Source organism: Paracoccus simplex (genome assembly GCF_042648325.1).
Classification (GTDB): domain Bacteria; phylum Pseudomonadota; class Alphaproteobacteria; order Rhodobacterales; family Rhodobacteraceae; genus Paracoccus; species Paracoccus simplex.
The window spans coordinates 15,790-38,770 of record NZ_JBHRXE010000043.1 but is presented as its reverse complement, the minus strand read 5'-3'; the positions used below and the strand labels follow the sequence as shown (position 1 = coordinate 38,770).

Below are 22,981 nucleotides of genomic sequence, written 5' to 3'. Positions count from 1 at the left end.
TCCGTTCCTTAGTAGATGGTGAATGCGGGGATGTAGGAGATCAGCACCAGCACCAGGAAGGCGACCAGGTAGAAGGGCCACAGCTCCTTGACTACGGCGCCGATCGGCACCCGGGCGATGGCGGCGCCGATGAACAGCGTCGTGCCGATCGGCGGGGTGAACAGGCCGATGGACAGGTTGATGCAGATCATCACCCCCAGCTGGATCGGGTCCATGCCGATGGCCTGGCCGATGGCGACGAAGGTCGGCCCCAGCAGCAGGATCGCCGCCGGCAGGTCCAGGAACATGCCGACCACCAGCATGATCAGGTTCATCATCAGGATGATCAGGACCGGCGTGCCCAGCGTCTCTTGCGACCATTGCGCGACCATGGCGGGGATGCGCTCGGTGATGAGCACATGGCCGACCAGGCTCGAGGCGGCGATGACCAGCATCACCACGCCGGTGGTGATGACGGTGCCGACCAGGGCCTCCTGCAGCCGGGCCAGGGTCAGGTCGCGATACAGCAACAGGCTGACCACCAGCGCGTAGAACACCGCGATGACGCTGACCTCGGTCGGGGTGGCGATGCCGGCGCGCAGCAACAGGATGATGAAGAACGGCATGGCCAGCGCCGGCAAGGCCGACAGCAGCGAGCGGCCGAAGCCGGTCAGCTCGGCCCGGTTCGACAGGCGGGGGAAGTTGCGCAACCGCCCCGAGAAATAGCACACCAGCATCATGCCGAAGGCCAGCATCAGCCCCGGCAGGATCGCCGCCGAGAACAGCGAGGCGATCGAGGTGTTCGAGACCGTCGAATAGAGGATCAGCGGGATCGAGGGCGGGATCAGCCCGGCGATGGTCGAGGAGGAGGCCGTGACCGCGGCGGCGAAGCCCGCCGGATAGCCCTCGCGTTTCTGCCAGGGGATCAGCATCGAGCCCAGCGCCGAGGCCTCGGCCACCGCCGAGCCCGAGACGCCGCCGAAGATGGTCGAGCCAACCACCGTCACCTGACCCATGCCGCCGTGGAAGCGGCCGACCATGGCGGCGGCGAACTGCACCAGCTTCTGGCCCAGCGTGCCCGACATCATCAGCGAGCCGGACAGGATGAAGAAGGGAATGGCCAGCAGCGGAAAGCTCTGCGTCGGCTGGAACAACTTCACCACCGCCAGGACGGTCGGCGTGCCGCCCTGCCACCGGATGGCGGTGCCCGAAGCCATGATCAGCGCATAGCCGACCGGCACGGAAAGAAACAGCAGCAGGGCGAAAAGCCCGGTCATCATGAAGGTCATGTCATATGCTCCGCGTCCGGGTGGCTCAGCGTCGCGGGATCGTCGCTCGACGCCACCCGCACCAGGTTGACCAGCGAGGCGAGCGCGATGCCGCCAAAGCCGAACAGCATCGAGCTATAGGCCCATGCCTGGCCCAGCCCGGTCATCGGAAAGACCTGCGCCTTGGTGATCGCGATCACCCCCAGCGACAGCCAGGCCAGCACGGCGAACACCGCTCCGACCATCACATGGATCGCCATCAGCAGCAGCCGCAACTGGCGCTTGTCCAGTTGGGCGCGCAGGAATTCGGCGGCGATATGGGCGTTGCGGTTGGCACCGATGACGATGCCGCCCATGACCAGCCAGGGAAACAGCAGGTTCGGCACCTCGTTCGGCCAGCCCAGGCCCGCGCTGGTGAGATAGCGCACCACCACCTCGGCCATCAGCGCCAGAAAGATCACCACCACTGAGCCGGTGGCGATCAGCACCGCGCAGCGGTCCAGCACGGCGCCGACCGCATTGGCGATGCGCAGGGCGGGGGAAGCCGCGCTGTCATCGCCCTGCGAACAGGTGGCCTGGATCATTGGCCCGCCGCCTTGGCTGCGGCGACGATCTCGTCCACCAGTTCGGGATAGTCTTTGCGCCACTTGTCATAGACCGGCTGCGTCGCCTCGACGAAGGGCGCGGGGTCGACCTCGTTGAAGGTGACGCCGGCGGCTTCCATCTCGGCCTGCAGCGCCTCGGTCTGCTCGCGCACCATCTGACGGTTCAGGGCGCCGGCTTCTTTCGCGGCATCGCGGACGATCTGCTGATCCTCGGCCGACAGCGTGTCGAAGATCATCTTCGAGGCCAGGAACGGCGTCGCCTCGTATTTGTGATGCGTGAGCGAGATATAGGGCTGGACCTCGTGCAGCTTGGAGGAATGGATGTTGATCAGCGGGTTCTCCTGCCCGTCCACCACGCCCTGCTGCAGGGCGATGTAAAGCTCCGAGAAGGCCATCGGCGTCGGCGAGGCGCCGAGCGCGGCGAAGATGTCGATGGTCATCGGATCGGGCGGCGTGCGCAGCTTCATCCCGGCCAGGTCGGCGGGGGTCTGGACCGGCTTCTTGGAGTTCGACACCTCGCGGATGCCGTTGTTCCACCAGCCCAGCACCACCAGGCCCTGCTGTTCGGCGGCGGCGGCGATCTTGTCGCCGACCGGGCCGTCCATCACCGCCTCGGCCTGGGCCAGATCCTGGAACAGGAAGGGCAGGCCCAGAAGCGCGATCTCGGGGACCACGGCCGAGGTGGTGCCCTGCGAATTGGCGGAGAAGGCGACGGTGCCCAGCCGCATGTTGGTGATCGTCTCGGCATCGTCGCCGAATTGCGCGCTGCCGCCCACATCGACATGCAGACGGCCGCCGGATTTCTGCTCGACCAGCTCGGCGAATTTCAGCGAGGCCACGTCCTTGGGGTTTCCGGCCGCCGCATTGTGCGAAAGCTGGAAGTTCTGGGCCCAGACCGGCAGCGCGCAAAGCGCAAGCGCCGCGGCGGCGGCGAATAGATGACGGATTGTCATGTGACTCCTCCCTAGAAAAACCTCTCGGGCCGGTCAGGAGGGCCGTCCCGCCCGACCTGCCGGCGACCGCGGCGGGCGAAGCTCGTCCCGCGCCCCCGGCATGTCAAGCATGGTGCTTATATGGCAGAGCGTCCTCCTCGCCCGACTGGCAAGACCCTCGCCGATTCCCGGCAGCAGGTCATCTAAGCTGTTCTTAACAACTCCGTAGGAAAACTTAATTGCCTGCCGGCCGATCCGCCGCCAGTAAAAAGCGACGCGGCCATTGCCGCAGCCGCGACTGCCGGAGGAGGAATCATGCAGGATGAACGCGCGACAGCCCTGCTGTCGAACACCAGCCTCGCCCGCCGCGCCTGGGAGATCCGCCGCAAGGCGATCCGCATGGGCGAGGTGCAGGGACAGGGTTATGTCGGGCAGGCGCTCGGCATCGCCGATGTGCTGGCGGTGTCCTATTTCCACGCGCTGCACCTGCGCCCGCACGAGCCGGAATGGGAAGGCCGGGACCGCTTCCTGCTGTCCATCGGCCATTACGCCATCGCGCTTTACGCCGCGCTGATCGAGGCCGGCATCCTGCCCGAGGCCGAGCTGGAGACCTATGGCACCGACGATTCCCGCCTGCCGATGTCGGGCATGGCCGCCTATACGCCGGGGATGGAGATCACCGGCGGCTCGCTGGGCCAGGGCTTGGGCATCGGCGTCGGCATGGCGCTGGGCCTGCGCGCCAAGGGCAACCCCGCCTTCGTCTACAACCTGATGTCGGATGGCGAGCTGGGCGAGGGCTCGACCTGGGAGGCAGCGATGTCCGCCGCCCATCACAAGCTGGGAAACCTGATCTGCATCGTCGATTTCAACGACCAGCAGGCGGACGGCAAATCGACCGAAATGCTGTGCGCCGAGCCGCTGCAGGACAAATGGGCGGCCTTCGGCTGGCACGTCCAGCGGGTGGACGGCAACGACATCCCGGCGCTGGTCCGCGCCTTCGACGCCGCGCGCGCGCTGGCCGAGCCCAGGCCGCGGGTGATCGTCTGCGACACGGTGATGTGCAAGGGCGTGCCGTTCCTGGAAAGCCGCGAGATCACGCATTTCGTCCGCGTCGAGCCCGACGAATGGCAACAGGCGCTGGCGGTTCTGGACGCCGGCCGCCCGGATTGAGGAGGGACAGGACATGACCATCGCCCATCATCGCTACGACCCGCATCGCAAGTGGCAGCCCCGCCCGGCGCCGAAACCCGGCGAGGCGGCGCGCACCTCGGCCATGATCGCCTCGCTGGCGGCCGAGGGCTACGAGACGGTGTCCGCGCCCTTCGGTCAGGCCCTGGTCGCCGAGGCGCGCCGCAACGACCGGATCGTCGGCCTGACCGCCGACCTGTCGAAATACACCGACCTGCATGTCTTTGCCGAGGCCTTCCCGGACCGCTTCCACCAGATGGGCATGGCCGAACAGGTGATGATCTCGGCCGCCGCCGGCATGGCGCGCGAGGGCTTCGTTCCCTTCGCCACCACCTATGCGGTCTTCGCCAGCCGCCGGGCCTATGATTTCATCGCCATGGCCATCGCCGAGGAATACCTGCCGGTCAAGATCGTCTGCGCCCTGCCCGGGCTGACCACCGGCTATGGCCCCAGCCACCAGGCGACCGAGGATCTGGCGATCTTCCGCGGCCTGCCGAACCTGACCATCGTCGACCCCTGCGACGCCATCGACGTGGCCGAGGCGGTGCCGGCCATCGCCGCCCATCCCGGCCCGGTCTACATGCGGCTGCTGCGCGGCAAGGTGCCTTCGGTGATCCGCCGGCACTGCCCCGATTACCGGTTCGAACTGGGCAAGGCCCGGCTGCTGCGCGACGGCAGCGACGCCTTGGTCATCGCCTCGGGCTTCATGACCATGCGCGCCCTGGACGCCGCGGTCGCGCTGGAGCGCGACGGCATCTCGGTCGCGGTGCTGCATTGCCCGACCATCAAGCCGCTGGACACCGAAACCATCCTGGCCGAGGCCGGCAAAACCGGCCGGCTGGTGGTCACCGCGGAAAACCACACCCGCATCGGCGGTCTGGGCGAGGCGGTGGCGGCGACGCTGCTGACCCATGGCGTCGCCCCGACCTTCCGCATGATCGGCCTGCCGGACCAGTTCCTGGATGCCGGCGCCCTGCCCACCCTGCACGACCGCTACGGCATCTCGACCGCGGCCGTCGCCGCACAGATCCGCGGCTGGCTGTGACGCCCGCCGCAACCTTCGCAAACCAAGGGAGAATCGCATGACCACCGCTCTGCTTCAGGGCCAGTTCGCCGTCATCACCGGTGCGGCGTCGAAACGCGGCCTCGGCAAGGCCACCGCCCGGCTTTTCGCCGATCACGGCGCCACCGTCGCCATCCTGGATCTGGACGAGGCGGCAGCGAAGCAGGCCGCCGCCGATCTGGGCCCGCAGCATCTTGGCATGGCCTGCAACGTCACCGACCTTCAGGGCGTGCAGCAGGTCATCGACAGGCTGATCGAGGAGTGGGGCCGGATCGACATCCTGGTCAACAACGCCGGCATCACCCAGCCGCTGAAGATCATGGACATCGCGCCGCAGAATTATGACGCGGTGCTGGACGTCAACCTGCGCGGCACGCTGTATTGCAGCCAGGCGGTGATCCCGCATATGCGCGCCCGCAAGCAGGGCCGGATCGTGAACCTGTCCTCGGTCTCGGCGCAGCGCGGCGGCGGCATCTTCGGCGGACCGCATTACTCGGCCGCCAAGGCCGGCGTGCTGGGCCTGACCAAGGCCATGGCGCGCGAGCTGGCGCCGGACAATGTGCGGGTGAACGCGATCTGCCCCGGCTTCATCGCCACCGACATCACCGGCGGCCTGCTGACCCCCGAGATGCTGGACAGCATCAAGGCCGGGATTCCCATGGGCCGCCCCGGCACCGCCGAGGACGTGGCCGGCTGCGCGCTGTTCCTGGCCTCGGACCTGTCGGCCTATGTGACCGGCTCCGAGGTGGACGTGAACGGCGGTTCGCTGATCCACTGATCACCTGCCTGGCGGCGCCGGCGCGGCGCCGCCCCTGATCCGCGAAAACGGGGGGAAAGATGAAGCTCGGACTGGGCAGCTATGCCTTTCGCTGGTCGATCGGCATCGGGGACCGGCAGCCGCCGCGCCCGATGACGGCGATGGAGCTGCTGGAGATCGCGCATCGCCACGGCCTGTCGGTGGTGCAATATGCCGACAACCTGCCGCTCGACCGGCTGGGTGCCGACGAGCACCTGGCGCTGAAGGCCCGGGCGGACCGTTACGGCATGGCGCTGGAACTGGGCACGCAAAGCTTCGATGCCGAGGAACTGGCCCGCTACATCCCCATCGGCGCCCGCCTCGGCGCCCGCATCCTGCGCGTGGCGCTGGATGCCGAGGACGCGCAGGTGCCGGTGCCGGAGCTGGCGGCGCAGCTGCGCGAGCTGCTGCCGGACGGCAAGCGCGCCGGCCTGCGCTTCGCCATCGAAAACCATTTCAACTACCCCTCGCCGCGCATGGTCGAACTTCTGGACCGGGTGGCGGACGAATCGCTGGGCGTCTGCCTGGACGTGGCCAATTCGATCTGCGCCGGAGAATGGCCGATGACCACGGTGCGGATGCTGGCACCCTATACGATCAACCTGCATCTGAAGGACTACCAGATCACCCCCGACCCCCATGGCGTCGGTTTCCGCATCCACGGCACGCCGCTGGGCGAAGGGCGGGCCGAACTGGCGCAGATCCTCGACTGCCTGTCGCATTGCCCGCCGGAGATGAGCGTGATCCTGGAACATTGGCTGCCGCATTCCGAGGACATGGCGGCCACGCGCGCGCAGGAACATGCCTGGCTGGAACGCACCGTCGCCGCCGCGAAGCGGCTGGTGCCGCTGAACTGAGCCGCCGCAGAGCGAGGAGAGGACCATGACCCCACGCAGCAAGAAGCTGATCAACGCGCCCGAAGCCATCATCCCCGAATTCATCGAGGGCTATGTCGCCGCCCATGCCGCGCTGCTGGCCGTCGAGGGACCGACCGGCCGCGCCATCGTCGCCCGCCACGGGCCGCGCGACGGCAAGGTCGGCATCGTCATCGGCGGCGGCTCGGGTCACGAGCCGGCCTTTGCCGGCTATGTGGGCCGCGGCCTTGCGGATGCAGCGGCGGTGGGCAATGTCTTCGCCTCGCCCTCGCCGGCGCAGATCCTCGACGCCGGCCGGGCCGCCGATGGCGGTGCCGGGGTGCTGCTGCTTTACGGCAATTACACCGGCGACGTGCTGAACTTCACCATGGCGGCCGAGGAACTCGGGGCCGAGGGCACGCCGGTCCGGCAGGTGGCGGTGACCGACGACATCGCCTCGGCCCCCGCCGAGCGGCGGGCCGAGCGGCGCGGCGTGGCCGGCGATTTCTTCGTCTTCAAGATCGCCGGCGCCGCCGCCGACCTGGGCGAGCCGCTGCCGCGGGTCGAGGCGCTGGCCCGCCGCGCCAATGACAACTGCCGCTCGATGGGGGTCGCGCTTGGCCCCTGCTCGCTGCCGCAGACCGGCACGCCGAATTTCCGGATCGGCGACACCGAGATGGAGATCGGCATGGGCATCCATGGCGAGCCGGGCATGTATCGCGCCCCGCTGGCTTCGGCCGACGCGGTGACCGACGACCTGATGCAGAAGATCCTGGCAGAGCTGTCGCTGTCGGCCGGCGACCGGGTGGCGGTGCTGGTGAACGGCCTGGGCGCGACGACGCAGCTGGAACTGTTTCTGCTGTTCCGCCGGCTGCGGCAGATCCTCGACGGGCTGGGCGTGACCATCCATGCCAGCTGGGTCGGGGAATATGCCACGGCGCTGGAAATGGCCGGTGCCTCGATCACCCTGCTGCGGCTGGATGACGAGCTGGCGCGGCTGCTGGATCATCCCTGCCGCAGCCCGGCCCTGACCGTGGGCGTCGAGGCGCCGCCGCCGACCACCCGCCGCACGGCGCGGCGCAGCATCCGCCGCGAGGACACCGCCGCGGCGGATGCTGCGGCCCTGCAGGCCGGCGGCCGCATCACCCCGGCGCTGTTCGTCGCGATGATGCGCGCCGTGGCCGCCGAGATCCGGCAGGAGCGGAACTGGCTGTCGCAGCTCGACGGGGTGATCGGCGACGGCGACCATGGCGTGACCATGGATATCGGCTGGTCGGCGGTGCTGCCCGAGCTGGACCGGCTGGAGCCGGAGGCGCTGATCGGCGCCGTCTCGGAACGGATCGGCCAGACCTTCCTTGCGGCGGTGGGCGCCTCGTCGGGGCCGCTTTATGCCGGGGCGTTTCGCCAGGCGGGACGGGCGGTGCAGGACCGGCTGAACCTGGACGGCGCCGCGCTGGCGGCCTGGATCACCGGCATCAGCGACGGCATCCTGGCGCGCGGCGGCGCCAGCCCCGGCGACAAGACCATGATCGACGCCTGGCTGCCGGCGGCCGAGGCCGCATCCGCCGCCGCCGCGGCCGGCGCGGACGAGATCGGGGTGCTGACGGCGGCGCGGGATGCGGCCGAGGCCGGGATGCGCCGGACCGCCGGGATCGAAAGCCGCCGCGGCCGCTCGGCCAAGCTGGGCGCCCGGTCGCTGGGCCATATCGACCCGGGCGCCGCATCGGCCTTTGTCAGCCTGCGCGCCATGGCCCGCAATCTGGTCCGGACAGCCGCCGCGGAGCCGGCAGCGCCCTGACGGCCGGCGGGGCGCCTTTCGGCTGCCGCGCGCCGGGTCTCAGACCCAGCCCGCCAGGTTCTCGGCGATCACCGACGCCAGCACGTCGATATGCGCGGGCTCGGCGTTCAGGCAGGGGATATAGGTGAATTCCCTGCCGCCGGCATGGACGAAGGCCTCGCGGATCTCGCCCTGGATCTCCTCCAGCGTCTCGATGCAATCGGCCGAGAAGGCGGGCGAGATCACCGCGATCTCGGTGATGCCCTGTTTCGCCAGCTCGGCCACATGCTCGACCGTATAGGGGCGCAGCCATTCCTCGGTGCCGAAGACCGACTGGAAGGTGGTGTCGATCACGCCCTCGGGCCAGCCCAGCCGCTCGCGCAGCAGGCGCGAGGTCTTCTGGCACTGGCAATGATAGGGGTCGCCCTCCAGCAGATAGCGCCTGGGCATGCCGTGATAGCTGGCGACCAGCTTGCGGGGCTGGCGGCCGCCCAGCGCACGCTCGACCGAGCCGGCCAGCGCCGCGATATAGTCCGGCCGGTCGAAATAGGGCGGCACGGTGCGCGCGGCCGGCTGCCGCTTTTCGGCCATCAGCGCGCGGAAGAACTGGTCGTTCGCCGTCGCCGTCGTCGCACCCGCATATTGCGGATAAAGCGGCAGGAACAGGATGCGGTCGCAACCCGCCTTGACCATCCGCGCGACCACGTCGGGGGTCGAGGGATTGCCGTAGCGCATGCAGAAATCGACCATCACCCGGTCGCCCCACAGCGCCGAGGTCCGCTCGCGCAGCGCCGCCACCTGGTCCCTGGTGATGGTCATCAGCGGGCTTTCGTTCGCCTCGTTGTTCCAGATGGTCTTGTAATTCGCCCCCGAGGTGAAGGGTCGCTTGGTCAGGATGACCGTCTGCAGCAGCGGCTGCCATTTCCAGGCCGGATAGTCGATGACCCGCTTGTCGGACAGGAATTCGGACAGGTAGCGCCGCATCGACCAGTAATCGGTCGCGTCGGGCGTGCCCAGATTGGCGATCAGCACCCCGATCTTGCGAGGGGGCATCGCGGGATGGCTGGCGGGGGCGTGCTCGGGAAGGGTCATTCAGGCTTTCTCGTGCGGGACAGGGCCTCGGCAAGCGGCATCCTGGCCGAGCCCGGGCGAAGCGGTTTCTGCTGGCTGGCATCGGGCGCCCAGCCGGTCAGGAAGACCAGCTCGAAGGTGGCCCGGATGCGCATGCCGTCCTGCGGGTCGGGGTGATCCCCGGCATAAAGCGCGGCGGCGCGCATCAGGACATCGCGCCGCGTGGGATGGCGCAGCCGGCCGGCCAGCGCATTGCCCTCGCCCATGGCGCGCAGGTCGCGGGCCAGGTGGAACAGGCTGCGATAGCTGGCGACCTGGGTGATCTGGTCGGCGACCGGCAGCGCCAGACCGACACGCGGCAGCAACCCGCCCAGATCGCGGATCTCGCCCATCGGCAGGACGCGCGGCGACAGGCCGCCCGAGACCTCGGCCTCGGCGCGGGTCAGCACCTCGCGCAGCTCGGAGAGGCTGCGCCCGCCGGGACAGGCGGCGATCAGCAACCCGTCGGGACGCAGCGCCCGGGCCGCCTGCGCAAGCTGGCCCACCGGATCCTCGGCCCAATGCAGCGCCATGGCATGGATCACCAGGTCATGCGCGCCGGGCTGCAGGTCCAGCCGGGGCGCGTCGGCGACGATCTTCGCGCCGGGCATGGCCTTTTGCCAGAACTCCGGCAGACCCGTCACCACGGCGATGGCGCTAAACCTCCTGTTAACCTCCGCCAGCCTATCCTCGATCTCGTCGGCGACGATTCGGTGCAGGAAATCCACCGGCCCAAGGTGCAGGGCGCGGCGGCGGTTCCGCTCGAGCGCGCCGCGGTCGGTAAGGCTGGGAACGGGGGTGGAACGGTCAGGCATCATGGAGGCAGAACATAGGGGGCTTCGCGGCCTGATGAAAGGCGCATTGCGGCTGATCTACCCGCCGCAATGCCTGTGCTGCAGCGCGCCGGTCGCCGAGGAGGGCGGGCTGTGCACCGCCTGCTGGCGCGAGGCGGAATTCATCCAGGGAACCTGCTGCGGGCGCTGCGGGGTGCCGCTGCCCGGCGGCGGACCAGGGGACGAGGCCGACGAGGCGGCGGGACTGCTGGTCTGCGACGACTGCCTGCGCGTCCAGCGGCCCTGGCTGCGCGGCCGCGCGGCGCTGGCCTATCGCGGCACCGGGCGCAAGCTGGCGCTGATGCTGAAACACGGCGACCGGCTGGACCTGGCGCCCGCCCTGGGCGATTGGGTGGCGCGGGCGGCGCTGCCGCTGCTGCGGCCGGACATGGTGGTGGTGCCGGTGCCGGTGCATCCGCGCCGGCTGCTGAAGCGGAAATACAACCAGGCCGAGATGCTGGCCCGGCGCGTCGCGCGCGCGCATGGGCTGGCGCATCTGCCGGGCGGACTGCGGCGGCTGCGGCACACGCCGATGCAGGACCATGGCAGCGTCGGCGACCGTTTCGCCAATGTCGCGGATGCCATCGCCGTGCCGGCGCGCATGGCGCCGCGCCTGCAGGGCCGCGCGGTGCTGCTGGTCGATGACGTGATGGCCTCGGGGGCGACCATGGCGGCAGCGGCCGAGGCGTTGCGCGCCGCCGGAACGGGGCCAATCTCGGTGGTGGTTCTGGCGCGGGCGGTCAAGGATGCATAGATAAGGGCCGAAGCATGACTACCGGGACGCGCTTATGGCCAAGGTCGAGATCTATACCACCCCCACCTGCCCCTATTGCACCGCCGCCAAATCGCTGCTGCGCAAGAAGGGCGTCGCCTATGAGGAAACCGATGTCAGCCGCGACCCGCAGCTGCGCGGCGCCATGACCCAGCGCGCCGGCGGCCGCCGGACCGTGCCGCAGATCTTCATCGACGGCCAGCATGTCGGCGGCAGCGACGACCTGCATGCGCTGGAGCATCGGGGCAAGCTGGACGGGCTGCTGGGCCTGACGGCATGAGCGAGGCGCTGACGGCGGCTCTGGTGCAGCTCAGCGTCTCGGACGATCCGGCGCGCAACCTGCCGGTCACGCGGGCGCTGGTGCGCGAGGCGGCGCAGGGCGGCGCCGGCTGGGTGCTGACGCCCGAGGCCACCAACCTGCTGGGCGGCAGCCGCGACTTGCAGCAGCGCATCCTGCATGTCGAGGCCGAGGACCCGACGCTCGCCGCCCTGCGCGAGGATGCGCGCGCGCTGGGGATCTGGCTGCTGATCGGCTCGCTGTCGCTGAAAACCGGCGATCCGGCCGAGACGCGCTTTGCCAATCGCAGCTTCCTGATCGCCCCCGACGGCGCGATCCGGGCACGCTATGACAAGCTGCACATGTTCGACGTGACGGTGTCCGAGAGCGAATCCTATCGCGAATCGGCGGCCTTCCGTCCCGGCGGCCGCGCCGTGCTGGCCGAGGGGCCGCTGCCCATCGGCATGACGGTCTGCTACGACCTGCGCTTTCCACAGCTCTATCGGGCGCTGGCCAAGGCCGGGGCAAAGGCGCTGACCGTGCCCGCCGCCTTCAACGACACCACCGGCGCCGCGCATTGGGAGGTGCTGCTGCGCGCCCGCGCCATCGAGACCGGCTGCTTCGTGCTGGCCCCGGCGCAATGCGGCAGCCATGCGGCGCATTTCGATGCCGGGCGCCGGGTGCGCCGCAGCCACGGCCATTCCCTGGCGGTCGGCCCCTGGGGCGAGGTGCTGGCCGATGGCGGCAGCGAGCCCGGCGTCACCTTCGTCACGCTTGACCCCGGGGCCGTCCCTGGGGCACGGTCCCGCATCCCATCGCTTACGCATGACCGAGACTTCACCGGCCCATGATCGACAAGACCCATGACAGCCCGGCAGGCCATGCCGACATCTCGGCCGATGCCCTTGCGGCCAGCCTGTTTTCCGAGGTGTTCATCGCCGACCAGCTGGCGCGCGACCTGATCGGCAAGGCGCTGCCCAAGGGCATGCAGATCTCGCATTTCTCGGTGCTGAACCTGCTGGCGCATCTGAATGTCGAACGCACGCCCGCTGAGCTGGCCGAAGCCTTCCACGTCACCCGCGGCGCGATGACCAACACGCTGTCGCGGCTGGAATGGGCCGGGCATATCCATATCCGCCCGGACTGGGACGACGCGCGGCGCAAGTTCGTGGCGATCAGCCCGGCGGGCCGGGCGGCGCGGGACGCGGCACTGGCGGCCTTCATGCCGCGAATCGCCGATGTGGTGCGCGATGTCGGCGCCGATCGGGTGCGCGCGGCGCTGCCGGTGCTGCGCATGCTGCGCAAGCAGTTGGAAGAGACGTTGCGTCACGAATCGCGCGGCGGACGCTGAGGGCGCCGGGTCGTCCGGGTATTTGGGAAACGGTGAAAGACCGGCCGCGCGGCGATCGAGCCTCTGCCGGACGAGGAAATTTCAGGCGTCGTGCAGCGCGGTCATCGCGTAATTGACCGATAGGTCGCGATGCGACAGCGACCAGCTCCAGCCCAGCGGGTTGAAGACCATGCCGCAGCGGTCGACGACGCGCAGCCCCGCCGCCTCGCTCATCCGCGCCAGTTCGTCCGGGGTGATGAAGCGGCGCCAGTCATGCGTCCCCTTGGGCAGCCAGCGCATGACCCATTCCGCGCCGACGATGGCGGCGGCGAAGCTGCGCGCCGTGCGGTTCAGCGTCGAGGCGATCAGCATGCCGCCCGGCGCCACCAGGTCGCGACAGGTGGCGATGAACTGCGCCGGGTCGGCGACATGCTCGACGATCTCCAGCGCCATGACCACGTCGAAACGGCGCCCCTCGGCCGCCAGCGCCTCGGCCGTGGTGGCGCGGTAGTCGATGGCAAGGCCCTGGTCCGCGGCATGCAGGCCGGCGATGGCGATATTGCCCTCGGCCGCGTCGGCGCCGGTGACCGCGGCGCCCAGCCGGGCCATCGGCTCGGCCATCAGCCCGCCGCCGCAGCCGATGTCGAGCAGCCGCAGCCCGTCGAAGGGCCGGGGCGCGGTCAGGTCGCGGCCGAACTGTGCCGCGATCTGGGTCGTGACATAATCCAGCCGCGTCGGGTTCAGCATGTGCAGCGGCTTGAACTTGCCGTTCGGATCCCACCATTCCCGCGCCATGGCCTGGAACTTGGCGACCTCGGCCGGGTCGATGCTGCTGGGGGCCGGGCTGGCGGGGGCTGGTCTTTCGGTCATCTGGCCGTCCTTCATGTGGCGGGCGCGCACGAGGCGCTATATAGTGGTGCCATGGACAGATTGGCAGGGCAAATCGGCGGCACACCGTCGCATGGCAGGCTGCATCCGATGGTCGAACCCTTCGACCGCCGGATGATCGAGGTCGGCGACGGCCACATGCTGCATGTCGAGCAGAGCGGCAATCCGGGCGGCGTGCCGGTGATCGTCCTGCATGGCGGGCCCGGAGGCGGGTGCAGCCCCTTCATGCGGCGCTTCTTCGATCCGGCGCATTACCGGGCGGTGCTGTTCGACCAGCGCGGCTGCGGCCGCTCGCAGCCCCATGCCACGGTGGCGGCGAACACCACCGGACACCTGATCGCCGATATCGAGACGATCCGCCGCGAGTTGGGCATCGAGCGCGCCATCCTGTTCGGCGGCAGCTGGGGCGCGACGCTGGCGCTGGCCTATGCCCAGGCCCATCCCGACCCCGTGGTGGCGCTGGTGCTGCGCGGGGTGTTCCTGGGCCGCCGGGCCGAGCTGGACTGGTTCTACGGCGGCGGCGTCGCCCGCTTCTTTCCGGACCGCTGGGCCGAATTCCAGGCCCCGATCCCCGAGGCCGAGCGCGGCGACATGATCGCCGCCTATCACCGGCGGCTGTTCAGCGGCGACCGCGGACAAGAGATCCGCCATGCCCTGCCCTGGCTGGTCTGGGAAAACGCCCTGGCGGGACTGGAGATCAACGGGCCGGGCCATGCGCCCCCGGACTACGCCCGCACCTTCGCCCGGCTCGAGAACCACTATTTCGCCCATGACTGCTTCCTGGCCGAGGGCCAGCTGCTGCGCGACCGCCACCGCATCGAGCATATCCCGGCCGTGATCGTGCAGGGCCGCTATGACATGGTCTGCCCGCCCGCGACCGCCTGGGAACTGGCCGAGGGCTGGGGCAAGGCCGATCTGCGGCTGGTCCCCGCCTCGGGCCACGCGCTGAGCGAGCCGCGAATCGCCGCGGAACTGGTGCGGGTGATGGACGGTTTCCGGGATGCGGCGCGATAGGGCGCGCCGCCTGTTCCGGCGGGGTGCGACGTGACTTTCCTGTTCTTCCTGATCGCTTGCGGCGCGGCGGCCGCGGCCGGCCTGATCTTTCCGCCCGGCGGCTGGTATGACGGGCTGCGCAAGCCGGATTTCACCCCGCCACGCTGGGCGTTCCCGCTGGCCTGGACCACGCTTTACCTGCTGCTGGCCTGGGTGGGCGCGCGGCTGGCGGGCCTGCCCGGCGCCGGGCCCGCCCTGGCGCTGTGGTCGGCGCAGATCGCGCTGAACACCCTGTGGACGCCGGTATTCTTCGGCGCGCGCCGGCCGGGCGCGGCCATGGCGGTGCTGGCGGTGCTGTGGCTGGTCAGCGCCGCGCTGGTGGTCGCGGCCTTCCGGCTGGAGCTGCTTTCCGGGGTTTTGCTTCTGCCCTATCTGGCCTGGCTGACCCTAGCCGGGGCGCTGAATTTCCGCATCTGGCGGGACAATCCTGCACCGCGTTGAACGGCCCCGCCGGTTTTCCTTGCAATCGCCCGCGCCGCGCCCTATATGCGGCTCAACAGCGGCGCAGGCGTCCACACCCTGCCCACCGGTAAGACGCACGGGCCGCCTCGGCCCGTTTTTTGTATTTGGGGTATCACGAATGACCGACCTCATCGCCAAGACCGCCATCGACCGGCGCCTGGCCGAGATCATTTCCCCGGTCATCGAGGATCTGGGTTTCGAACTGGTGCGCATCCGCCTGCAGGGCGGCAAGACCGCCACGCTGCAGATCATGGCCGACCGCCCCGAAGGCGGCATCAATGTCGACGACTGCGCCGACATTTCCACCGCCGTCAGCGCGGTGCTGGATGTCGAGGACCCGCTGGAGGACGCCTATCACCTGGAGGTCTCCAGCCCCGGCATCGACCGGCCGCTGACGCGGCTCAAGGACTTCGCCCTTTTCGAGGGCTACGAGGCGCGGCTGGAAACCAACCAGCCCATCGACGGCCGCAAGCGCTTCAAGGGCGTGCTGGCCGGGGTGGAGGGCGACGAGGTGCTGCTCAACATCGACGAGGGCGGCGAGACCCATACCATCGGGCTGAACTTCGACTGGCTTTCCGATGCGAAGCTGGTGCTGACCGACGAATTGATCGCCGAGATGCTGCGGCAAAAGAAGGATGCGGGCGTGCAGATCGACAATCTGGACGAAGCCGCTTTTGACGAGATCGAAACGGAATCCGGCGACAACGCCGGTGCGAAGGAGTGAGGAATGGCCATCACCTCTGCCAACCAGCTTGAGCTTCTGCAGACCGCCGAGGCGGTCGCGCGCGAGAAGATGATCGACCCCGATCTGGTGATCGAGGCGATGGAGGACAGCCTGGCCCGCGCCGCGAAGTCGCGCTACGGCTCGGAAATGGACATCCGCGTCCATATCGACCGCAAGACCGGCAACGCCACTTTCACCCGCGCCCGCACCGTGGTCGAGGATGACGCAGTCGAGAACTACCAGGCCGAGTTCACCGCCGACCAGGCCCGCGCCTATTTCGAACCCTCGAAGGACGGCCGCGCGCATTGGCTGCGCGATGGCCAGGGGCTGACCGATTTCTCGGGCAAGCCGCAGCCGGGCGACGTGTTCCAGGAACAGGTGCCGCCGGTGGATCTGGGCCGCATCGCCGCGCAATCCGCCAAGCAGGTGATCCTGCAGCGCGTCCGCGAGGCCGAGCGCGACCGCCAGTACGAGGAATTCAAGGACCGCGCCGGCACCATCATCAACGGCGTCGTCAAGCGCGAGGAATACGGCAACATCATCGTCGATGTGGGCCGGGGCGAGGCCATCCTGCGCCGCAACGAGAAAATCGGCCGCGAGAGCTATCGCCCGAACGACCGCATCCGCGCCTATGTCAAGGATGTGCGCCGCGAGGCGCGCGGCCCGCAGATCTTCCTGTCGCGCACCGATCCGCAGTTCATGGCCGAGCTGTTCAAGATGGAAGTGCCGGAAATCTATGACGGCGTGATCGAGATCAAGGCCTGTGCCCGCGATCCGGGGTCGCGCGCCAAGATCGCCGTGATCAGCTATGACAACTCGATCGACCCGGTCGGCGCCTGCGTCGGTATGCGCGGCTCGCGCGTGCAGGCCGTCGTCGGTGAATTGCAGGGCGAAAAGATCGATATCATCCCGTGGTCCGAGGACCAGGCGACCTTCCTGGTGAACGCGCTGCAGCCGGCCGAGGTGGCGAAGGTGGTCTTCGACGAGGACGCGACCCGCATCGAGGTGGTGGTGCCGGACGAGCAGCTCAGCCTCGCCATCGGCCGCCGCGGCCAGAACGTGCGGCTGGCCAGCCAGCTGACCGGGCTCGATATCGACATCCTCACCGAAGAGGAAGAATCGAAGCGCCGCCAGGCCGAGTTCAACGCCCGCACCAAGCTGTTCATGGACACGCTGGACCTGGACGAGTTCTTCGCCCAGCTTCTGGTGGCCGAGGGCTTCACCAACCTGGAAGAAGTGGCTTACGTCGACGTTGACGAGCTGCTGTCGATCGAGGGCGTGGACGAAGGCACCGCCGAGGAGCTGCAGACCCGGGCCCGCGAACATCTGGAGGCCGCGAACAAGGCCGCGCTGGAAACTGCCCGCGCCCTGGGCGTCGAGGACAGCCTGATCGAGTTCGAGGGCCTGACCCCGCAGATGGTCGAGGCGCTGGCCAAGGACGGCGTCAAGACGCTGGAGGATTTCGCCACCTGCGCCGACTGGGAGCTGGCCGGCGGCTGGACCACGCAGAACGGCCAGCGCGTCAAGGACGACGGCATCCTGGAACCCTTCGACGTCTCGCTGGAAGACGCGCAGAACCTGGTGATGACCGCCCGGGTCATGCTGGGCTGGGTCGATCCGACCGAGCTCGAATCGGCCGACGAGGCCGAGGCGGCCGAGCCGGGCGACGAACAGGAGGCCGGGGTGTAACGCCCCGGGAGCCGGATGACACGCGGGGGCCGTATCAAGGACCGCGAGACGCCCGAACGGCGCTGCATCGTCACGGGCGAGGTCCAGCCGAAGGCCGGGCTGATCCGTTTTGTCGCGGGCCCCGATGGCGAGGTGGTGCCGGATCTGGCCGAGAAGCTGCCCGGACGCGGCTTCTGGGTGGTGGCCGACCGGCAGGCGCTGGACAAGGCTGCCGCCAAGGGCTTGTTTTCGCGAGGCGCCAAGGCGCGGGTGACCGCCCCGCCCGAGCTGCTGGCGCTGATCGAATCCGGGTTGTCGCGGCGGGTGACGGACACGCTGTCGCTGGCGCGCAAGGCCGGGCTGGCGGTCGCCGGCTTCGAGAAGGTCAAGGACTGGCTGGCCGCCGGAAAGGCCAAGGTGCTGTTGCAGGCCAGCGACGGATCGGAACGCGGCAAAGGCAAGCTCTGGACCCCGCCCGGGGGCCGGTGGTTCGGCTGCATGACCGCATCAGAATTGGGTTTGTCCTTTGGGCGCGATCATGTCATACACAGCGCGCTTGCGCCGGGGGGCCTGACCGAAAAATTGATCAGGGACGCGAGCAGACTGACGGGTCTGCGCGAGCATGACGGCGGCAATGCGGCCGCCGGGAAGGAATGAAGATCGGATGAGCGATACTGACGGAAAGAAACCCCTGGGTCTTGGTGGCGGCCGCTCGGGCCATGTGAAGCAAAGCTTCAGCCACGGCCGGACCCATAACGTGGTCGTCGAGACCAAGCGCAAGCGCGTGGTCGTGCCCGGCAAGACCGGCCCGGCAGCGGGCGGCGGGCGCTCGGGCTCGCCCTCGGCCGTGTCGGGCGACCCGTCGAAGCGTCCCGCCGGCATCTCGGATGCCGAGATGGAGCGGCGCATGGCCGCTCTGCGCGCCGCCAAGGCCCGCGAGGTCGAGGAAGCCGCTCAGCGCGTTGCCGAGGAGAAGGCCCGCGAGGAAGAACGCGAACGCCGCCGCCTTGAGCTGGAAGCCAAGGAGCGCGAGGAGCGCGAGCGCGAGGAAGCCCTGCGGCTGAAGGCCGAGGAGGACGAGCGCCGCGCCCGCGAAGCCGAGCTGCGCGAGAAGAAGAAGGCCGAGATCGCCAAGCCCAAGACGGAAGCGCGCCCGGCCACCCCGGCCGACCGCGCCGCCGCCGAGGCCGCCGCCGTGCGCGCCGAGACCAAGGGCGTCAGCGCCGCCGGTCCGCGCAAGACCGACCGCGACCGCGACACTCGCGGCCCAGCCGACGACCGCGACAACCGCAACAAGGGCCGCGACGACAGCCGCCGCACCGGCAAGCTGTCGCTGAGCCAGGCGCTGGACGGCGAAGGCGGCCGGCAGCGCAGCCTGGCGGCGATGAAGCGCAAGCAGGAAAAGGCCCGGCAGAAAGCCATGGGCGGCAGCCAGCGCGCCGAAAAGCAGGCCCGCGACGTGCAGCTGCCGGAAACCATCGTGGTGTCGGAACTGGCGAACCGCATGGCGGAACGGGTGGCGGATGTCATCAAGTCGCTGATGAAGATGGGCATGATGGTCACCGCCAACCAGTCCATCGACGCCGACACCGCCGAGCTGGTGATCGACGAGTTCGGCCACAATGCCGTGCGCGTCTCGGATGCCGATGTGGAGCAGGTCATCGACCAGGTCGAGGACAAGCCCGAGGATCTGAAGCCGCGCGCGCCGATCATCACCATCATGGGTCACGTCGACCACGGCAAGACCTCGCTTCTGGATGCGATCCGTCACGCCAACGTGGTCTCGGGCGAGGCCGGCGGCATCACCCAGCATATCGGCGCCTATCAGGTGAAGGCCTCGAACGGCGCCACGCTGACCTTCCTCGACACCCCCGGCCACGCCGCGTTCACCTCGATGCGGGCCCGCGGCGCGCAGGTGACGGATATCGTCGTGCTGGTGGTGGCGGCGGATGACGCGGTCATGCCGCAGACGGTCGAGGCGATCAACCACGCCAAGGCCGCCAAGGTGCCGATGATCGTGGCGATCAACAAGATCGACAAGCCGACCGCCAATCCGCAGAAGGTCCGCACCGACCTGCTGCAGCACGAGGTCGTCGTCGAGGCCATGTCCGGCGAGGTGCAGGACGTGGAAGTCTCGGCCAAGACCGGCCAGGGCCTGGACGCGCTGCTGGAAGCCATCGCGCTGCAGGCCGAGATCCTGGAGCTGAAGGCCAATCCCGACCGCCCGGCACAGGGCGCGGTGATCGAGGCTCAGCTGGATGTCGGCCGCGGCCCGGTCGCCACCGTGCTGGTGCAGAACGGCACGCTGAAGCGCGGCGACATCTTCGTCGTCGGCGAACAGTGGGGCAAGGTCCGGGCGCTGATCAACGACAAGGGCGAGCGCGTCGACGAGGCCGGTCCCTCGGTCCCGGTCGAGGTGCTGGGCCTGAACGGCACGCCGGAAGCCGGCGACGTGCTGAACGTCGTCTCGACCGAGGCGCAGGCGCGCGAGATCGCGGATTACCGCGAGCAGGCCGCCAAGGACAAGCGCGCCGCCGCCGGTGCCGCGATCACGCTGGACCAGATGCTGGCCAAGGCCAAGGCCGACGAGAATGTCGCCGAGCTGCCGGTGGTGGTGAAGGCCGACGTGCAAGGCTCGGCCGAGGCGATCGTCCAGGCGCTGGAAAAGATCGGCAACGACGAGGTGCGCGTGCGCGTGCTGCATTACGGTGTCGGCGCGATCACCGAATCGGACATCGGACTGGCCGAAGCCAGCCGCGCCCCGGTCATCGGCTTCAACGTCCGGGCCAATGCCCCGGCGCGGAACGCCGCCAACCAGAAGGGTGTCGAGATCCGCTACTACTCGATCATCTACGACCTGGTGGATGACATCAAGGCGGCGGCCTCGGGGCTGCTGTCGGCCGAGGTGCGCGAAAACTTCATCGGCTATGCCGAGATCCGCGAAGTCTTCCGCGTCACCGGCGTCGGCAATGTCGCCGGCTGTCTGGTGACCGAGGGCGTGGCCCGGCGTTCGGCCGGCGTGCGCCTGCTGCGCGACAACGTGGTGATCCACGAGGGCACGCTGAAGACGCTGAAGCGCTTCAAGGACGAGGTCAAGGAAGTGCAGTCCGGCCAGGAATGCGGCATGGCCTTCGAGAACTATGACGACATCCGCAAGGGCGACGTCATCGAGATCTTCGAGCGCGAGGAAGTGCAGCGCCAGCTGTGATCCCGCATCCGAACGGCATGAGGGGGCGGGCCTGCGGGTCCGCCCTTTCGCGTTCGGGGTGTCGGAAAATGAAAACGGGGCCCCTTGCGAAAGGGCCCCGTCATGATTCTGGGCACATACCGTATCTCGATCAGGTCAGAAGAACCGGCTTGCCCTCGTAGGTCTTGCTTCCCACGCGGACAACGATGTTCCCGTTCGCCTGCTGACGCTCGAACACGCCTTGGACAGAAATACAGCTTCCGATCGTAATCGTGCGAATCATGTCCTGAGTACTCCTCCTCCTCTACAGGGTTTCAGAATTGCCACAAAAATGTAAAATGTTAACTAATATTGTCCAAAGATGCGGCCAATGGAGGAGAAAAACCCGGCGGGGTGGTGTCAAAGCCTCAGATCCAGTCGCGCAGGATCGGGATCAGCGGCACATCCGCCGGCGGCATGGGATAATGTGACAGTTCCGTGCCGCGCGCCCAGGCCAGGTTCTGGCCCTCGCGCGGCATCGGCACCCCCTGCCAGCGCCGGCAGGCAAACAGCGGCATCAGCAGGTGGAAATCGTCATAGGCATGGCTGGCGAAGGTCAGCGGCGCCAGGCAGGATTGCCAGGTCTCGATGCCCAGCTCCTCGTGCAGCTCGCGGATCAGCGCCGTCTCCGGGCTCTCGCCCGGTTCGACCTTGCCGCCGGGAAACTCCCACAGGCCCGCGAGGGACTTGCCCTCGGGGCGCTGTGCCAGAAGCACGCGGCCATCGGCGTCGATCAACGCCACGGCCGCGACAAGCACGATCTTCATGAGCGGTAATCGGCGTTGATGTCGATGTAGCGATGCGTCAGGTCGCAGGTCCAGACCGTGCGCTTGCCCTTGCCCAGCCCCAGATCGACGCCGATGACCAACTGGTCGCGCTTCATATAGGCGCTGGCGGCGGCCTCGTCATAGCCGGGCGCGCGCCAGCCGTTCTCGGCCAGCACCATGTCGCCGAAGCGGATGGTCAGCCGGTCGCGGTCGGCCACGGCCCCCGACTTGCCAACGGCCATGACCACACGGCCCCAGTTCGCGTCCTCGCCGGCGATGGCGGTCTTGACCAGGGGCGAATTGGCGATGGCCATGGCGACGCGATGCGCGTCGGCGTCGCTGGTCGCGCCGGTCACCTGCACCTCGACGAATTTCGTCGCGCCCTCGCCATCCCGGACCACCTGCTGCGCCAGATCCAGCATGACCCGGGTCAGCGCCTTGCCGAAGGCCCGTGCCGGGGCCGAGCGCAGGTCGGTGATCGGCGCCGCCTTCGACTTGCCGGTCGCCGCCAGGATCAGCGCGTCCGAGGTCGAGGTGTCGCTGTCCACGGTGATGGCGTTGAAGGTCTGGTCCATGCGCGCCGACAGCATCTTCTGCAGCAATGCCGGGGCGATCTGCGCATCGGTGAAGACATAGACCAGCATGGTCGCCATGTCGGGCGCGATCATGCCCGAGCCCTTGGCGATGCCGACGATGTTGATGATGCCGCCCTCGCCCTCGAAACTGGCGGCGGCGCCTTTCGGGAAGGTGTCGGTGGTCATGATGGCGCGCGCCGCGCCGGCCGCGCCGGCCGTGTCCAGGTTGGCGGCAAGATCGCCGATCACGGCGGTGATGCGCTCGGCCGGCAGCGGCTCGCCGATCACCCCGGTCGAAGACGAGAACACCCGCTCGCGCGGCACGCCCAGCGCCTTGGCGACGCCGCCGGTGACGGCATCCACCGCCTCTTGCCCGTTCTTGCCGGTGAAGGCATTGGCATTGCCCGAATTCACGATGATCGCCGCGCCCTTGGCGGTATCCTGCGTCAGCGCCAGCTTGGCCTGGCAGTCCAGCACGCTGGCGGCGCGGGTCGACGACCTGGTGAAGGCGCCGGCGATGGCGGTGCCCGGCGCCAACCGCACCAGCATCACATCCGTGCGGCCCTTGTACTTCACCCCCGCCGCGCCCGAGGCGAACTCGGCCCCCGCGACCACCGGCAGATCGGGAAAACCGGCCGGCGCCAGCGGCGAGACCGGATTTCCGGTCTTCCTCACCGCCGCCGCGGCCGCCTCGGCGCCCTTCTCGACGCGCGACTCGACGCTGACCGCAGCCTCCTTGAAGGCGGATTTCAGCTTCTTCAGCTTCTTCTTGAGCGATTTCAGCTTGTCGGCATCGGAAAGCCCGGACTTCTTGTCTTCGGCCTTGGCCATCTT

Annotated in this window: 24 protein-coding genes; 15 read left to right on the top strand and 9 right to left on the bottom strand. The window is 68.9% G+C overall.

Going from position 1 to position 22,981, the window contains the following annotated elements; all coding sequences use genetic code 11:
* Positions 1-8 precede the first annotated feature (8 nt).
* Genes ACFOMP_RS15295 through ACFOMP_RS15285 form a run of 3 tightly spaced genes read right to left on the bottom strand, consistent with a single transcriptional unit; the run spans position 9 to position 2,805 of the window.
* Positions 9-1,268, bottom strand: a complete 1,260-nt coding sequence (locus ACFOMP_RS15295) for a TRAP transporter large permease (RefSeq protein WP_379032025.1) — start codon at positions 1,266-1,268, stop codon at positions 9-11.
* Positions 1,265-1,831: a TRAP transporter small permease gene (locus ACFOMP_RS15290; RefSeq protein WP_019352749.1), complete on the bottom strand. Its 567-nt coding sequence runs from the start codon at positions 1,829-1,831 to the stop codon at positions 1,265-1,267. Before ACFOMP_RS15290 ends, ACFOMP_RS15295 begins: the two co-directional genes overlap by 4 nt.
* Positions 1,828-2,805: a TRAP transporter substrate-binding protein gene (locus tag ACFOMP_RS15285; RefSeq protein ID WP_289894746.1), complete on the bottom strand. Its 978-nt coding sequence runs from the start codon at positions 2,803-2,805 to the stop codon at positions 1,828-1,830. Before ACFOMP_RS15285 ends, ACFOMP_RS15290 begins: the two co-directional genes overlap by 4 nt.
* Positions 2,806-3,099: 294 nt before the next feature.
* Between ACFOMP_RS15285 and ACFOMP_RS15280 the strand changes: the two genes are divergently transcribed.
* From ACFOMP_RS15280 to dhaL, 5 genes are read left to right on the top strand one after another with little or no spacing between them, the layout of a single operon-like run.
* A complete protein-coding gene (locus tag ACFOMP_RS15280; RefSeq protein WP_379032022.1) occupies positions 3,100-3,954 on the top strand; it encodes a transketolase in 855 nt (284 codons plus the stop codon).
* Between the two features lie 13 nt (positions 3,955-3,967).
* Positions 3,968-5,017, top strand: a complete 1,050-nt coding sequence (locus tag ACFOMP_RS15275) for a transketolase family protein (RefSeq protein ID WP_289894744.1) — start codon at positions 3,968-3,970, stop codon at positions 5,015-5,017.
* A 37-nt stretch (positions 5,018-5,054) separates the two neighbouring features.
* Positions 5,055-5,813 carry an SDR family NAD(P)-dependent oxidoreductase gene (locus ACFOMP_RS15270; RefSeq protein ID WP_289894743.1) on the top strand — a complete coding sequence of 253 codons (759 nt, stop codon included), beginning with the start codon at positions 5,055-5,057 and terminating at the stop codon, positions 5,811-5,813.
* A 59-nt stretch (positions 5,814-5,872) separates the two neighbouring features.
* Positions 5,873-6,688, top strand: coding sequence for a sugar phosphate isomerase/epimerase family protein (locus tag ACFOMP_RS15265; protein WP_379032018.1), 816 nt, complete (start codon positions 5,873-5,875; stop codon positions 6,686-6,688).
* A gap of 25 nt (positions 6,689-6,713) precedes the next feature.
* On the top strand, positions 6,714-8,483 hold the full coding sequence (gene dhaL, locus ACFOMP_RS15260; protein WP_379032016.1) for a dihydroxyacetone kinase subunit DhaL: 1,770 nt from the start codon (positions 6,714-6,716) through the stop codon (positions 8,481-8,483).
* A gap of 39 nt (positions 8,484-8,522) precedes the next feature.
* Here dhaL and hemH read toward each other — a convergent pair whose 3' ends face one another.
* Both hemH and ACFOMP_RS15250 read right to left on the bottom strand, forming a co-directional pair.
* Positions 8,523-9,554 carry a ferrochelatase gene (gene hemH / locus ACFOMP_RS15255; RefSeq protein ID WP_379032013.1) on the bottom strand — a complete coding sequence of 344 codons (1,032 nt, stop codon included), beginning with the start codon at positions 9,552-9,554 and terminating at the stop codon, positions 8,523-8,525.
* Positions 9,551-10,390, bottom strand: coding sequence for a methyltransferase domain-containing protein (locus tag ACFOMP_RS15250; protein WP_379032010.1), 840 nt, complete (start codon positions 10,388-10,390; stop codon positions 9,551-9,553). The genes hemH and ACFOMP_RS15250 overlap by 4 nt, the downstream gene beginning before the upstream one ends.
* A gap of 31 nt (positions 10,391-10,421) precedes the next feature.
* On the opposite strand from ACFOMP_RS15250, the gene ACFOMP_RS15245 reads away from it, so the two are divergent.
* From ACFOMP_RS15245 to ACFOMP_RS15230, 4 genes are read left to right on the top strand one after another with little or no spacing between them, the layout of a single operon-like run.
* Positions 10,422-11,159: a double zinc ribbon domain-containing protein gene (locus ACFOMP_RS15245; protein ID WP_379032007.1), complete on the top strand. Its 738-nt coding sequence runs from the start codon at positions 10,422-10,424 to the stop codon at positions 11,157-11,159.
* 34 nt (positions 11,160-11,193) lie between these two features.
* Entirely contained in the window at positions 11,194-11,457 is a 264-nt protein-coding gene (gene grxC / locus ACFOMP_RS15240; RefSeq protein WP_289894737.1) for a glutaredoxin 3, read from the top strand.
* Positions 11,454-12,305: a carbon-nitrogen hydrolase family protein gene (locus ACFOMP_RS15235; RefSeq protein WP_289894736.1), complete on the top strand. Its 852-nt coding sequence runs from the start codon at positions 11,454-11,456 to the stop codon at positions 12,303-12,305. Before grxC ends, ACFOMP_RS15235 begins: the two co-directional genes overlap by 4 nt.
* Complete coding sequence (locus ACFOMP_RS15230) at positions 12,302-12,805, top strand: MarR family winged helix-turn-helix transcriptional regulator (protein WP_289894735.1); 504 nt, start codon at positions 12,302-12,304, stop codon at positions 12,803-12,805. Before ACFOMP_RS15235 ends, ACFOMP_RS15230 begins: the two co-directional genes overlap by 4 nt.
* An 81-nt stretch (positions 12,806-12,886) precedes the next feature.
* Here the strand turns inward: ACFOMP_RS15230 and ubiG are convergent, their stop codons facing one another.
* Positions 12,887-13,654, bottom strand: coding sequence for a bifunctional 2-polyprenyl-6-hydroxyphenol methylase/3-demethylubiquinol 3-O-methyltransferase UbiG (gene ubiG, locus ACFOMP_RS15225; protein ID WP_289894734.1), 768 nt, complete (start codon positions 13,652-13,654; stop codon positions 12,887-12,889).
* Positions 13,655-13,705: 51 nt separating this feature from the next.
* On the opposite strand from ubiG, the gene pip reads away from it, so the two are divergent.
* From pip to infB, 6 genes are all read left to right on the top strand, one after another.
* The gene (pip, locus tag ACFOMP_RS15220) at positions 13,706-14,686 is read left to right on the top strand and encodes a prolyl aminopeptidase (protein WP_289894733.1); all 981 of its coding nucleotides are present in this window, start codon (positions 13,706-13,708) and stop codon (positions 14,684-14,686) included.
* A gap of 30 nt (positions 14,687-14,716) precedes the next feature.
* Positions 14,717-15,166: a tryptophan-rich sensory protein TspO gene (tspO, locus tag ACFOMP_RS15215; protein ID WP_289894732.1), complete on the top strand. Its 450-nt coding sequence runs from the start codon at positions 14,717-14,719 to the stop codon at positions 15,164-15,166.
* Positions 15,167-15,305: 139 nt separating this feature from the next.
* Positions 15,306-15,911, top strand: a complete 606-nt coding sequence (gene rimP, locus ACFOMP_RS15210) for a ribosome maturation factor RimP (RefSeq protein ID WP_019353580.1) — start codon at positions 15,306-15,308, stop codon at positions 15,909-15,911.
* 3 nt (positions 15,912-15,914) lie between these two features.
* On the top strand, positions 15,915-17,600 hold the full coding sequence (gene nusA / locus ACFOMP_RS15205; RefSeq protein ID WP_379032002.1) for a transcription termination factor NusA: 1,686 nt from the start codon (positions 15,915-15,917) through the stop codon (positions 17,598-17,600).
* Between the two features lie 15 nt (positions 17,601-17,615).
* Entirely contained in the window at positions 17,616-18,236 is a 621-nt protein-coding gene (locus ACFOMP_RS15200; protein WP_289894729.1) for an RNA-binding protein, read from the top strand.
* A 7-nt stretch (positions 18,237-18,243) separates the two neighbouring features.
* Entirely contained in the window at positions 18,244-20,787 is a 2,544-nt protein-coding gene (infB, locus tag ACFOMP_RS15195; RefSeq protein WP_289894728.1) for a translation initiation factor IF-2, read from the top strand.
* Positions 20,788-20,917: 130 nt separating this feature from the next.
* Here infB and ACFOMP_RS15190 read toward each other — a convergent pair whose 3' ends face one another.
* The 3 genes from ACFOMP_RS15190 to argJ all read right to left on the bottom strand — a co-directional run bounded on the left by ACFOMP_RS15190 (position 20,918) and on the right by argJ (position 22,978).
* Positions 20,918-21,049: a hypothetical protein gene (locus tag ACFOMP_RS15190; RefSeq protein ID WP_019352669.1), complete on the bottom strand. Its 132-nt coding sequence runs from the start codon at positions 21,047-21,049 to the stop codon at positions 20,918-20,920.
* Between the two features lie 124 nt (positions 21,050-21,173).
* Positions 21,174-21,572: a (deoxy)nucleoside triphosphate pyrophosphohydrolase gene (locus ACFOMP_RS15185; protein WP_289894727.1), complete on the bottom strand. Its 399-nt coding sequence runs from the start codon at positions 21,570-21,572 to the stop codon at positions 21,174-21,176.
* Positions 21,569-22,978, bottom strand: coding sequence for a bifunctional glutamate N-acetyltransferase/amino-acid acetyltransferase ArgJ (gene argJ / locus ACFOMP_RS15180; protein WP_379031997.1), 1,410 nt, complete (start codon positions 22,976-22,978; stop codon positions 21,569-21,571). The genes ACFOMP_RS15185 and argJ overlap by 4 nt, the downstream gene beginning before the upstream one ends.
* Positions 22,979-22,981 lie beyond the last annotated feature (3 nt).

Coding starts and splice junctions, on each gene's coding strand:
- ACFOMP_RS15275 (WP_289894744.1), top strand. CDS start 3,968: ATGACCATCGCCCATCATCGCTACGACCCGCATCGCAAGTGGCAGCCC.
- ACFOMP_RS15185 (WP_289894727.1), bottom strand. CDS start 21,572: ATGAAGATCGTGCTTGTCGCGGCCGTGGCGTTGATCGACGCCGATGGC.
- ACFOMP_RS15270 (WP_289894743.1), top strand. CDS start 5,055: ATGACCACCGCTCTGCTTCAGGGCCAGTTCGCCGTCATCACCGGTGCG.
- ACFOMP_RS15190 (WP_019352669.1), bottom strand. CDS start 21,049: ATGATTCGCACGATTACGATCGGAAGCTGTATTTCTGTCCAAGGCGTG.
- grxC (WP_289894737.1), top strand. CDS start 11,194: ATGGCCAAGGTCGAGATCTATACCACCCCCACCTGCCCCTATTGCACC.
- ACFOMP_RS15230 (WP_289894735.1), top strand. CDS start 12,302: ATGATCGACAAGACCCATGACAGCCCGGCAGGCCATGCCGACATCTCG.
- ACFOMP_RS15250 (WP_379032010.1), bottom strand. CDS start 10,390: ATGATGCCTGACCGTTCCACCCCCGTTCCCAGCCTTACCGACCGCGGC.
- nusA (WP_379032002.1), top strand. CDS start 15,915: ATGGCCATCACCTCTGCCAACCAGCTTGAGCTTCTGCAGACCGCCGAG.
- ACFOMP_RS15200 (WP_289894729.1), top strand. CDS start 17,616: ATGACACGCGGGGGCCGTATCAAGGACCGCGAGACGCCCGAACGGCGC.
- ACFOMP_RS15235 (WP_289894736.1), top strand. CDS start 11,454: ATGAGCGAGGCGCTGACGGCGGCTCTGGTGCAGCTCAGCGTCTCGGAC.
- ACFOMP_RS15245 (WP_379032007.1), top strand. CDS start 10,422: ATGAAAGGCGCATTGCGGCTGATCTACCCGCCGCAATGCCTGTGCTGC.
- ACFOMP_RS15280 (WP_379032022.1), top strand. CDS start 3,100: ATGCAGGATGAACGCGCGACAGCCCTGCTGTCGAACACCAGCCTCGCC.
- ACFOMP_RS15265 (WP_379032018.1), top strand. CDS start 5,873: ATGAAGCTCGGACTGGGCAGCTATGCCTTTCGCTGGTCGATCGGCATC.
- dhaL (WP_379032016.1), top strand. CDS start 6,714: ATGACCCCACGCAGCAAGAAGCTGATCAACGCGCCCGAAGCCATCATC.
- ACFOMP_RS15290 (WP_019352749.1), bottom strand. CDS start 1,831: ATGATCCAGGCCACCTGTTCGCAGGGCGATGACAGCGCGGCTTCCCCC.
- infB (WP_289894728.1), top strand. CDS start 18,244: ATGAGCGATACTGACGGAAAGAAACCCCTGGGTCTTGGTGGCGGCCGC.
- ubiG (WP_289894734.1), bottom strand. CDS start 13,654: ATGACCGAAAGACCAGCCCCCGCCAGCCCGGCCCCCAGCAGCATCGAC.
- ACFOMP_RS15295 (WP_379032025.1), bottom strand. CDS start 1,268: ATGACCTTCATGATGACCGGGCTTTTCGCCCTGCTGCTGTTTCTTTCC.
- argJ (WP_379031997.1), bottom strand. CDS start 22,978: ATGGCCAAGGCCGAAGACAAGAAGTCCGGGCTTTCCGATGCCGACAAG.
- rimP (WP_019353580.1), top strand. CDS start 15,306: ATGACCGACCTCATCGCCAAGACCGCCATCGACCGGCGCCTGGCCGAG.
- hemH (WP_379032013.1), bottom strand. CDS start 9,554: ATGACCCTTCCCGAGCACGCCCCCGCCAGCCATCCCGCGATGCCCCCT.
- pip (WP_289894733.1), top strand. CDS start 13,706: ATGGACAGATTGGCAGGGCAAATCGGCGGCACACCGTCGCATGGCAGG.
- ACFOMP_RS15285 (WP_289894746.1), bottom strand. CDS start 2,805: ATGACAATCCGTCATCTATTCGCCGCCGCCGCGGCGCTTGCGCTTTGC.